We start from the raw sequence: 10,144 nt of genomic DNA, 5'->3' as shown, positions 1-10,144 counted from the left end.
GGTGCCCCACTCTATTTAAGTTATATGAAATGACCGCTAATTTTACCTGTTGATAAGTCAGATCACCAGCAATTGATCACAGATCCAGTGAATAAGATCCAAGTTATTCACAATAAATAGGGCAAAATTGGCTGGATCCACACATCTTGCCCCTACTTTACTCACACAACGATCCACTTATGCCCGGATCCTTGCTAGTTATCCCCAAATCGAGAATGCGATCTGGTTATGGTTAATAACATCTGGTTATTTATTCTATTGAGCAATTTCCCAGTAACATCCAACCCTATAAATATAAGGAGTTACCAAATGAATAACTGGATTAAGGCTGCAATTGCGGCTATCGCACTCTCTGCTGCTACTGTTCAAGCTGCGACTGAAGTTAAAGTCGGCATGTCTGGTCGCTACTTCCCATTCACTTTCGTAAAACAGGACCAACTACAAGGTTTTGAAGTGGATTTATGGGATGAGATCGGTAAACGTAATGACTATAGCGTTGAATACGTGACTGCAAACTTCTCTGGTCTGTTTGGTCTTCTTGAAACGGGTCGAATCGATACCATTTCAAACCAAATTACAATCACGGATGCACGTAAAGCGAAATACCTATTTGCAGACCCATACGTAGTAGACGGCGCACAGATTACCGTTCGTAAAGGTAATGACAGCATTCAAGGCATCGAAGACCTTGATGGCAAGACGGTTGCAGTAAACCTTGGTTCAAACTTTGAGCAACTATTACGCAGCTACGATAAAGATGGCAAAATCAATGTGAAAACCTACGATACGGGTATTGAGCATGATGTTGCACTGGGCCGTGCCGATGCATTCGTTATGGATCGCCTATCAGCACTAGAGCTTATTAAGAAGACTGGTCTACCATTGCAGCTAGCAGGACAACCATTCGAGACTATCGAGAATGCATGGCCTTTCGTAAACAACGACAACGGCAAAAAACTGCAAGCTGAAGTAAACCAAGCACTCGCAGCAATGCGTGAAGATGGTACGCTAGAGAGCATCTCTCAAAAATGGTTCGGTGCGGACATTACTAAGAAGTAATTACTCACTCAACGCATTCAGAGCCCACTGCTTATACAGCGGTGGGCTTTTTGCTTTTGTGTACTGATTAAAAAGCCTGATATAACAGTATTTCCAAACAATACTTCCAATAAAAATATGAGATAGATTATGGGATTTGACTTTAACTACATGCTAGGTCTGTTGCCAATACTGCTGAAGTATTTAGGCACCACTATGGAGATGGCAATCTGGGGCTTATTTTTCGCTCTGATTCTATCTTTGATACTGGCGAACATTCGTGTATTCAAAATCCCAGTACTCGACCAACTGAGCCAACTGTATATTAGCTTCTTCCGAGGCACGCCACTGCTGGTACAACTGTTCCTTCTTTATTACGGCTTACCACAAGTCTTCCCGTGGATGGTTGGGCTCGATGCGTTTGGCGCGGCCGTTATCGGCTTAACCTTACACTTTGCAGCCTACATGGCTGAAAGTATTCGTGCTGCCATAATCGGTATCGATCGTAGCCAAATGGAAGCCAGCCTCTCAGTCGGTATGACAACCAGCCAAGCGATGCGTCGAGTGATCTTGCCGCAGGCTACCCGTGTAGCACTGCCGTCTTTGATGAACTATTTCATCGACATGATCAAGTCAACTTCCCTTGCCTTCACCTTAGGTGTGGCTGAAATCATGGCCAAAGCTCAAATGGAAGCATCTTCAAGTTTCCGCTTCTTTGAGGCTTTCCTAGCGGTTGCGCTGATTTATTGGGGCGTGGTGGTTATCCTCACTCGTATTCAAATCTGGGCCGAAGTGAAACTGAATAAGGCGTATGTACGATGATCAAATTAGAAAATATCCACAAGCAGTTTGGTGACACCGAAGTTCTTAAAGGGATCGACCTAGAAATCAATCAAGGTGAGATAATTGTCATCATAGGTTCAAGTGGTACGGGTAAGTCTACACTGCTGCGCTGCGTTAACTTTCTCGAGCAAGCCGATCAAGGCAAGATTTCCATCGATGATATTAACGTTGATGTAAAAAAACACACCAAAGCCGAGGTACTCGCACTGCGTCGTAAGACCGGTTTTGTGTTCCAAAACTACGCGTTGTTTGCTCACCAAACGGCAAAGCAAAATATTGCCGAAGGTTTGATTACCGTTCGTGGTTGGAAAAAGCAGCAAGCTCATGAAAAAGCACAACAAATATTAGATGATATCGGTTTAGGTGACAGAGCAGATAGCTACCCAGCAGCGCTTTCTGGAGGGCAGCAACAACGTGTTGGTATTGGCCGAGCAATGGCCCTTCAACCGGAGCTTTTATTGTTCGATGAGCCGACTTCAGCGCTCGATCCTGAGTGGGTTGGTGAAGTACTTAACCTAATGAAAAAATTGGCAAATCAGCATCAAACTATGCTGGTGGTCACCCATGAAATGCAATTTGCTAAAGAGGTTGCTGACCGAGTGATCTTCATGGCTGATGGCCATATTGTCGAACAGGGATCTCCACAGGATATTTTTGGTAATCCACAGGATCCTAAATTAAAAAAATTCTTAAATAAGGTCGGGATCGACTAAGGATCCTTGTGATTTTAGTTATTCTACGTATAATCCCCCGACCGGAATTTTAGTTAACCCAATCATTGACACTTTTTGTGACAGTGATTACAATTCCGCCTCTTTGTTGAGAGGCGTCGGTTTTCCTTTCTTATATAAAGAAGAGAAAAAATGCCCACGCCGGGTTTAACAAAAACCTAAAACTACTGATCAGTAAGGTAATTACAATGAAACGCACTTTTCAACCTACAGTTCTAAAGCGTAAGCGTACACACGGTTTCCGTGCTCGCATGGCTACTAAGAACGGTCGCGCAACAATCAATGCACGTCGTGCAAAAGGCCGTAAGCGTCTTTCTAAGTAATCTTTGATTATTTTGAATAAGCTAGCCTTCGGTCGGGAGTTACGCTTGTTAACTCCCGAACATTATCAGAATGTCTTCAAGCAAGCTCATCGAGCCGGCTCCCCTCATTTCACCATCATTGCCCGAAATAACTCTCTTTCAAATCCTCGCCTTGGATTAGCTGTTCCGAAAAAGCAGATTAAAACCGCCGTGGGTCGTAACCGATTCAAGCGTCTTACTCGTGAAAGCTTTCGTAACACTCAACACAAACTTCCTAACAAAGATTTTGTTGTAATCGCTAAAAAGAGCGCGCAAGATTTAAGCAATGAAGAAATGTTCAAGCTACTCGACAAATTATGGCTTCGCCTGTCTCGCCCTTCGCGTGGATAGCGCTAATACCCATCTATTTTTATAGATGGTTTATTAGTCCACTCATCGGCCCACGCTGCCGATTTACTCCAACCTGCTCTTTATATGCGATAGAAGCGTTGAAAGCTCACGGTTTTGTAAAAGGGTGTTGGTTATCAGGCAAACGTCTATTAAAATGCCATCCTTTGAACGAAGGGGGCTTCGACCCCGTTCCACCGGTCCAAAAACAAGACAGAGATAAATAACGATGGATTCTCAACGTAATATCCTGTTAATCGCACTGGCATTGGTTTCTTTTCTACTGTTCCAACAATGGAACGTAGCTCAGAACCCAGCACCACAAGCGGTTGAGCAGGCACAATCTGGCAGCACCCTACCAGCGCCATCTTATGCAGATGATCTAGACCCAACTCCGGGCCAAGTTGCTTCTGCAAAAACTATCACAGTAACAACTGATGTACTGACTCTGTCAATTGATACGGTTGGTGGTGATGTCGTTAAAGCAAATCTAAATGATTACTCTGCTGAGTTTGATTCTGAAGATACGTTTGTTCTTCTTAAGAATGAACCAGGTCACCAATTTATCGCACAAAGCGGTCTAGTGGGTCCTCAAGGTATCGACCTAAGCAGCACAAACCGCCCAAGCTACACAGTTTCAGCAGACAGCTTCACGCTTGCTGATGGTCAGGATGAACTACGCATCCCGATGACTTACCAAGCGAACGGCCTTGATTACACGAAAACATTCGTCCTTAAGCGTGGTAGCTACGCAATGGATGTTGAATACGATGTAGTCAACAACTCTGGTAACAACGCGACATTCGGCATGTACGCTCACCTACGTCAAAACGTTATGGATGACGGCGGTAGCCTAACAATGCCAACTTACCGTGGTGGTGCTTACTCTACGGAAGATACGCGTTACAAAAAATACAGCTTCGACGACATGCAAGATCGCAACCTGTCTCTTAACCTAGCAAATGGTCAAGGTTGGGCAGCGATGATTCAGCACTACTTTGCAAGTGCATGGATCCCACGCGACGAAGCAGGCAGCAACCTTTACACTCGTGTAATCGGTAACCTTGGCGACATCGGTGTTCGTATGCCGAACAAAACCATCGCTACTGGCGACGAAGCAAGCTTTAAAGCAACGCTTTGGGTTGGTCCTAAACTTCAAGACCAAATGGCTGCTGTTGCACCAAACCTAGACCTAGTAGTTGACTACGGTTGGTTATGGTTCATTGCGAAACCACTTCATACTCTGCTTTCGTTCATTCAAGGCATCGTTGTGAACTGGGGTCTGGCAATCATCTGTCTAACGTTTATCGTTCGTGGTGCTATGTACCCACTAACGAAAGCTCAGTACACGTCTATGGCGAAAATGCGTATGCTTCAGCCTAAGCTGACAGCAATGCGTGAGCGTATTGGCGACGACCGTCAACGCATGAGCCAAGAAATGATGGAGCTGTACAAGAAAGAGAAAGTAAACCCACTTGGTGGCTGTTTACCTATCGTCTTGCAAATGCCGATCTTCATTTCGCTATACTGGGCACTAATGGAGTCTGTTGAACTGCGTCACTCACCGTTCTTCGGTTGGATTACTGACCTTTCAGCACAAGACCCGTACTACATCTTGCCACTTCTGATGGGTGCTTCAATGTTCCTAATCCAGAAGATGAGCCCGACAACTGTAACGGATCCAATGCAGCAGAAAATCATGACCTTTATGCCGGTTATGTTTACTTTCTTCTTCTTGTTCTTCCCTTCAGGTCTGGTTCTTTACTGGCTAGTATCGAACATCGTAACTCTGATTCAGCAAACGCTTATCTACCGCGCGCTGGAAAAGAAAGGCTTACACTCTAAGTAAGTTCGATAACAGAAAGAGATAAAAGAAAGGCGACCAAAAGGTCGCCTTTTTGTTTTTAGCTGATTACAATTCAGCTAATTGATTAATCGTGAACGCCCCCTTTGGCCTTCACATGCTAGCAGGCACAACTATGACTACAGATACGATTGTTGCTCAAGCGACTGCGCCAGGGCGTGGTGGCGTCGGTATTATCCGCGTTTCAGGCCCACAAGCTGCTCAAGTCGCTCTTGAAGTAACAGGCAAAGTACTAAAACCGCGCTATGCCGAGTACCTGCCTTTTAAATCTCACAACGGCACCGAACTCGACCAAGGCATTGCACTTTACTTCCCTAACCCACATTCGTTCACTGGCGAAGATGTGTTAGAGCTGCAAGGCCACGGTGGCCCTGTGGTTATGGACATGCTGATCAAACGTATCCTATCCATCTCAGGTGTACGTGCCGCGCGTCCTGGTGAATTCTCTGAGCGTGCCTTCTTGAACGACAAGATGGACTTAACGCAAGCGGAAGCGATTGCCGACCTGATTGATGCCAGCTCAGAAGAAGCGGCGAAATCTGCACTACAATCTTTGCAAGGTGAATTCTCTAAACGCATTAATACGCTGGTAGATTCTCTGATTTACTTAAGAATCTACGTTGAAGCCGCGATTGATTTCCCAGAAGAAGAAATTGATTTTCTGGCTGACGGTAAAGTAAGTACTGACTTACAAGCTATCATTGATAACCTAGAAGCTGTGCGCCAAGAAGCTAATCAAGGCTCAATCATGCGTGAAGGCATGAAAGTCGTGATTGCAGGCCGCCCAAATGCGGGGAAATCAAGCCTATTGAATGCGCTGTCGGGTAAAGAATCTGCCATTGTGACCGATATTGCGGGAACGACACGTGATGTACTGCGTGAACATATCCATATTGACGGCATGCCACTGCACATTATTGATACTGCAGGCCTGCGTGATGCTTCCGATGAAGTAGAAAAAATCGGTATTGAACGCGCTTGGGAAGAAATTGCACAAGCAGACCGCGTATTATTTATGGTGGATGGCACAACAACAACGGCAACGGACCCTAAAGAAATTTGGCCAGATTTCGTTGATCGTCTACCCAATAACATCGGTATGACGGTGATCCGCAACAAAGCGGATCAAACCAGTGAAGAACTCGGGATCTGCCATGTAAATGATCCGACTCTCATCCGTCTATCTGCAAAAACAGGTGAAGGTGTCGATGCCCTACGTAGCCATCTTAAAGAGTGCATGGGCTTTGCTGGTGGCAACGAAGGTGGCTTTATGGCACGTCGTCGCCACTTAGATGCCCTAGAACGCGCGTCGGAACACCTTGATATTGGGCAGCAACAGCTTGAAGGCTACATGGCCGGAGAGATATTGGCGGAAGAGCTTCGAATCACCCAACAGCACCTCAATGAGATCACTGGCGAGTTCAGTTCAGATGATTTATTAGGTCGTATCTTTTCTTCATTCTGTATCGGTAAATAACCATAAGGGCTGGCTTACGCTGGCCTTTTCTTTTGTAAGGACAGCTTAATGATCCACATTATTACTGGCAGCACCTTAGGTGGCGCTGAATACGTTGGCGATCACCTTAACGATCTTCTAGAGGCTCGAGGGCACGAGATCGAGCTTCATAATCAGCCTGAATACGACAATATTCCGCAGCAAGGTACTTGGTTATTGGTGACATCGACGCATGGTGCGGGTGAGTTTCCTGATAATATTCAACCTTTGATCAAGTCACTGACTCAAGAATCTCCCGATTTAAGCGCGATTCGCTTTGCTGTGGTTGCTCTTGGTGACTCAAGCTACGACACCTTCTGTTCTGCAGGCCAGTCTGCTTATTCGCTTCTAGAAAAGCTTGGAGCTCAGCCTATTTCAGCGTGTTTTACCATCGATGTTCTTGAAACACCGGTTCCTGAGGATGCTGCAGAGGATTGGTTTAACGATCATAGTGACCAGTTTTAACACCTCAATCTTCTAAAAAGCGGCTTATGCCGCTTTTTTTGTCTCTGAATATCGTGATTGTGAATAACTTTTTTGAAAATAAATCGAAATACATGTCATTTTTTTCAATTTTCTCTGTGGATAAGATCATACATATACGGTGATTAACCTATAGTTATCCAAATAACAACTTTCTAGGTAATTTCCTCTTGTGTATAAGTAGCCATTTTGATCCCAGCTAATCCTCATCATGATCAAAGTTAGATCACATCCTTTGATCCAAAAAAGATCCATGATCTTGTTGATCATTTTTGACTTATCCACAGACACCCTCGATCCTAATAATAGATCTAATAAAAGATCTCTTTAAAGATCTTATCTATATTAATTAAAAACAGCTTTCTCGAAAAATTCCAAAAACGTTTTCTCAAGCTATGAAAACAGGTAGAATATCGCTCCTTTTTATCAATCTAGAAACGTTTGAGTACCTGAGGTCGGTTCATGCTTTATCACGAAAAATTTGACGTCATCGTTGTTGGTGGTGGCCATGCAGGAACGGAAGCCGCACTCGCATCTGCACGTACTGGTCAAAGTACGTTATTACTAACTCATAATATCGATACGTTGGGACAGATGTCTTGCAACCCAGCCATTGGCGGGATCGGTAAGGGCCACTTGGTAAAAGAGGTCGATGCTATGGGTGGATTAATGGCGCAAGCTATTGATAATGCAGGTATTCAGTTCAGAACATTAAACGCATCAAAAGGCCCTGCGGTACGTGCAACTCGTGCACAAGCTGACCGCGCACTTTACAAAGCCTTTGTCCGTAATGTTCTTGAAAACACACCAAACCTAACTCTGTTCCAACAGTCGGTTGATGACTTGATCGTTGAACAAGATCAAGTGGTGGGTGTGGTTACGCAAATGGGCCTCAAATTCCGCGCTAACGCTGTGGTCTTAACGGTAGGCACATTCCTAGGCGGTAAGATCCATATTGGTATGGAAAGTTCATCGGGTGGACGTGCGGGTGATCCACCATCGATCGCGCTTGCTGACCGTCTTCGTGATCTTCCATTTCGTGTTGATCGCCTGAAAACGGGTACACCTCCTCGCATCGATGCACGCAGCGTTGATTTTTCTGAGCTTGAGGTTCAACACGGCGATAATCCGACTCCGGTTTTCTCATTCATGGGTAACCGAGCTCAGCAGCCGCGTCAGATTCCATGTTATATCACGCACACTAACGAAAATACGCATGACGTTATTCGTGCCAATCTCGATCGCAGCCCGATGTACGCAGGTGTGATTGAAGGTATTGGCCCTCGTTACTGTCCGTCGATTGAAGACAAAGTGATGCGCTTTGCTGATAAAAACAGTCACCAAATTTTCATTGAGCCAGAAGGCCTAACGACGCACGAGTTATACCCGAATGGTATTTCAACCAGTTTGCCGTTTGATGTTCAGGTAAAAATCGTTCACTCAATGAAAGGTTTTGAGAACGCACACATCGTTCGTCCTGGCTACGCGATTGAGTACGATTTCTTTGACCCTCGCGATCTTAAACTGACTTACGAGACCAAGTTTATTAAGGGGTTGTTCTTTGCGGGGCAAATCAATGGCACCACTGGTTACGAAGAAGCTGCAGCACAAGGCTTAATGGCCGGTTTGAATGCGAGTTTGTTTACGCAAGGCAAAGAGGGCTGGAGCCCACGCCGCGATCAAGCTTACATGGGTGTACTTATTGATGATTTGTCGACAATGGGTACTAAAGAACCGTACCGCATGTTTACATCTCGTGCCGAATACCGCTTGTTGCTTCGTGAAGACAACGCCGATATCCGTTTGACTGAAAAGTCACGTGAACTTGGCTTGGTCGACGATGCTCGTTGGACACGATTCAACGAGAAGATGGAAAACATGGAGAAAGAGCGTCAACGTCTTAAAGAAACATGGATTAATCCAAAATCTGAAGATATTGATCAATTGAACCAGATCTTAAAAACACCAATGTCTCGTGAAGCGAGTGGTGAAGATCTTCTTCGTCGTCCTGAAATGACTTATTCACAGCTAACGTCGTTGGATCGTTTCGGTCCTGCACTGGAAGATCAACAAGCCTCAGAGCAAGTTGAGATCCAAGTTAAGTACGATGGTTATATCCAGCGTCAACAAGATGAAATTGAAAAATCACTGCGTCATGAAAACACCAAACTGCCGGCTGACATCGATTACAGCAAGGTAAAAGGACTTTCTAACGAAGTGGTTCTAAAACTAACTACCGCTAAACCTGACTCGATCGGTATTGCGTCGCGTATCTCTGGTATTACGCCTGCTGCAATCTCTATTTTGTTGGTTTATCTGAAAAAGCACGGCCTATTGAAAAAAGGTGAGGAAGCATAATGAGCGTATTACGCGAAAAACTGGATCACCTGATTGGCCAGACTGAACTTGAAGTATCGGAAAAACAACGTGGCCAATTAGTGGGCTACGTTGAGTTACTCAATAAATGGAACAAGGCTTATAATTTAACGTCTGTTCGTGACCCGCAAGAAATGATGGTGAAACATATCTTGGATAGCATCATTGTTAGCACTCACTTACAAGGTAAGCGCTTTATTGATGTGGGTACAGGCCCTGGTCTTCCTGGGATTCCGCTCTCAATCATGAACCCTGACTGCGAGTTTTATTTGCTCGATAGCCTAGGCAAGCGTATTCGTTTTATTAAACAAGTGATTCACGAACTGGGCATCGACAACGTTGTTCCAGTACAAAGCCGTGTTGAAGAATTTCAACCAGAAGAAAAGTTTGATGCAGTACTCAGTCGTGCATTTGCGTCAATGACAGACATGGTAGAGTGGTGTCACCATTTACCTAAAGAGCAATCCGGTGTATTTTTGGCTCTTAAGGGACAACATCCTAGAGACGAAATCGACCTGTTACCTGAATGGTGTTCAGTGACAGACATCAAAGCTTTGGAAGTGCCAGAGCTTGATGGAGAGCGTCATTTAGTTACTTTATCGCGTCAGGGATAATCAGCGAGGCC

11 protein-coding genes are annotated in these 10,144 nt (G+C 44.9%); all 11 read left to right on the top strand.

The genetic code is table 11. From position 1 onward, the window contains the following. Positions 1 to 309: 309 nt before the first annotated feature. The 11 genes from AC3CKG_RS16485 to rsmG all read left to right on the top strand — a co-directional run bounded on the left by AC3CKG_RS16485 (position 310) and on the right by rsmG (position 10,133). On the top strand, positions 310 to 1,059 hold the full coding sequence (locus AC3CKG_RS16485; RefSeq protein WP_065104230.1) for an amino acid ABC transporter substrate-binding protein: 750 nt from the start codon (positions 310 to 312) through the stop codon (positions 1,057 to 1,059). Positions 1,060 to 1,188: 129 nt separating this feature from the next. Beyond that, positions 1,189 to 1,860 carry an amino acid ABC transporter permease gene (locus tag AC3CKG_RS16480; RefSeq protein ID WP_004735796.1) on the top strand — a complete coding sequence of 224 codons (672 nt, stop codon included), beginning with the start codon at positions 1,189 to 1,191 and terminating at the stop codon, positions 1,858 to 1,860. Continuing rightward, on the top strand, positions 1,857 to 2,594 hold the full coding sequence (locus AC3CKG_RS16475) for an amino acid ABC transporter ATP-binding protein (RefSeq protein WP_065111975.1): 738 nt from the start codon (positions 1,857 to 1,859) through the stop codon (positions 2,592 to 2,594). The genes AC3CKG_RS16480 and AC3CKG_RS16475 overlap by 4 nt, the downstream gene beginning before the upstream one ends. Positions 2,595 to 2,800: 206 nt before the next feature. Beyond that, a complete protein-coding gene (gene rpmH, locus AC3CKG_RS16470) occupies positions 2,801 to 2,935 on the top strand; it encodes a 50S ribosomal protein L34 (protein ID WP_004735800.1) in 135 nt (44 codons plus the stop codon). Between the two features lie 45 nt (positions 2,936 to 2,980). Next, positions 2,981 to 3,304 carry a ribonuclease P protein component gene (gene rnpA / locus AC3CKG_RS16465; protein ID WP_017055478.1) on the top strand — a complete coding sequence of 108 codons (324 nt, stop codon included), beginning with the start codon at positions 2,981 to 2,983 and terminating at the stop codon, positions 3,302 to 3,304. Further along, entirely contained in the window at positions 3,271 to 3,528 is a 258-nt protein-coding gene (gene yidD / locus AC3CKG_RS16460; RefSeq protein ID WP_004735802.1) for a membrane protein insertion efficiency factor YidD, read from the top strand. Before rnpA ends, yidD begins: the two co-directional genes overlap by 34 nt. Before the next feature lie 2 nt (positions 3,529 to 3,530). Beyond that, entirely contained in the window at positions 3,531 to 5,150 is a 1,620-nt protein-coding gene (gene yidC, locus AC3CKG_RS16455; protein WP_102518640.1) for a membrane protein insertase YidC, read from the top strand. Positions 5,151 to 5,280: 130 nt separating this feature from the next. Further along, complete coding sequence (gene mnmE, locus AC3CKG_RS16450; protein WP_029223656.1) at positions 5,281 to 6,642, top strand: tRNA uridine-5-carboxymethylaminomethyl(34) synthesis GTPase MnmE; 1,362 nt, start codon at positions 5,281 to 5,283, stop codon at positions 6,640 to 6,642. Between the two features lie 48 nt (positions 6,643 to 6,690). After that, positions 6,691 to 7,125 carry an FMN-binding protein MioC gene (gene mioC / locus AC3CKG_RS16445; protein WP_488528600.1) on the top strand — a complete coding sequence of 145 codons (435 nt, stop codon included), beginning with the start codon at positions 6,691 to 6,693 and terminating at the stop codon, positions 7,123 to 7,125. Positions 7,126 to 7,605: 480 nt separating this feature from the next. Beyond that, positions 7,606 to 9,501: a tRNA uridine-5-carboxymethylaminomethyl(34) synthesis enzyme MnmG gene (mnmG, locus tag AC3CKG_RS16440; RefSeq protein WP_488528599.1), complete on the top strand. Its 1,896-nt coding sequence runs from the start codon at positions 7,606 to 7,608 to the stop codon at positions 9,499 to 9,501. Continuing rightward, positions 9,501 to 10,133, top strand: coding sequence for a 16S rRNA (guanine(527)-N(7))-methyltransferase RsmG (rsmG, locus tag AC3CKG_RS16435; RefSeq protein WP_372159560.1), 633 nt, complete (start codon positions 9,501 to 9,503; stop codon positions 10,131 to 10,133). Before mnmG ends, rsmG begins: the two co-directional genes overlap by 1 nt. The last annotated feature ends 11 nt before the right edge of the window (positions 10,134 to 10,144 follow it).

The sequence above is a fragment of the Vibrio sp. QJM3NY_15 genome (assembly GCF_057785995.1).
This window is presented reverse-complemented; position numbering and strand designations above follow the sequence as displayed.

What these genes read in the sequence shown, in the direction of transcription:
- AC3CKG_RS16480 (WP_004735796.1), top strand. Translation starts at nt 1,189, where the DNA reads ATGGGATTTGACTTTAACTACATGCTAGGTCTGTTGCCAATACTGCTG.
- yidD (WP_004735802.1), top strand. Translation starts at nt 3,271, where the DNA reads ATGGCTTCGCCTGTCTCGCCCTTCGCGTGGATAGCGCTAATACCCATC.
- yidC (WP_102518640.1), top strand. Translation starts at nt 3,531, where the DNA reads ATGGATTCTCAACGTAATATCCTGTTAATCGCACTGGCATTGGTTTCT.
- AC3CKG_RS16485 (WP_065104230.1), top strand. Translation starts at nt 310, where the DNA reads ATGAATAACTGGATTAAGGCTGCAATTGCGGCTATCGCACTCTCTGCT.
- AC3CKG_RS16475 (WP_065111975.1), top strand. Translation starts at nt 1,857, where the DNA reads ATGATCAAATTAGAAAATATCCACAAGCAGTTTGGTGACACCGAAGTT.
- rpmH (WP_004735800.1), top strand. Translation starts at nt 2,801, where the DNA reads ATGAAACGCACTTTTCAACCTACAGTTCTAAAGCGTAAGCGTACACAC.
- mnmE (WP_029223656.1), top strand. Translation starts at nt 5,281, where the DNA reads ATGACTACAGATACGATTGTTGCTCAAGCGACTGCGCCAGGGCGTGGT.
- mioC (WP_488528600.1), top strand. Translation starts at nt 6,691, where the DNA reads ATGATCCACATTATTACTGGCAGCACCTTAGGTGGCGCTGAATACGTT.
- rsmG (WP_372159560.1), top strand. Translation starts at nt 9,501, where the DNA reads ATGAGCGTATTACGCGAAAAACTGGATCACCTGATTGGCCAGACTGAA.
- mnmG (WP_488528599.1), top strand. Translation starts at nt 7,606, where the DNA reads ATGCTTTATCACGAAAAATTTGACGTCATCGTTGTTGGTGGTGGCCAT.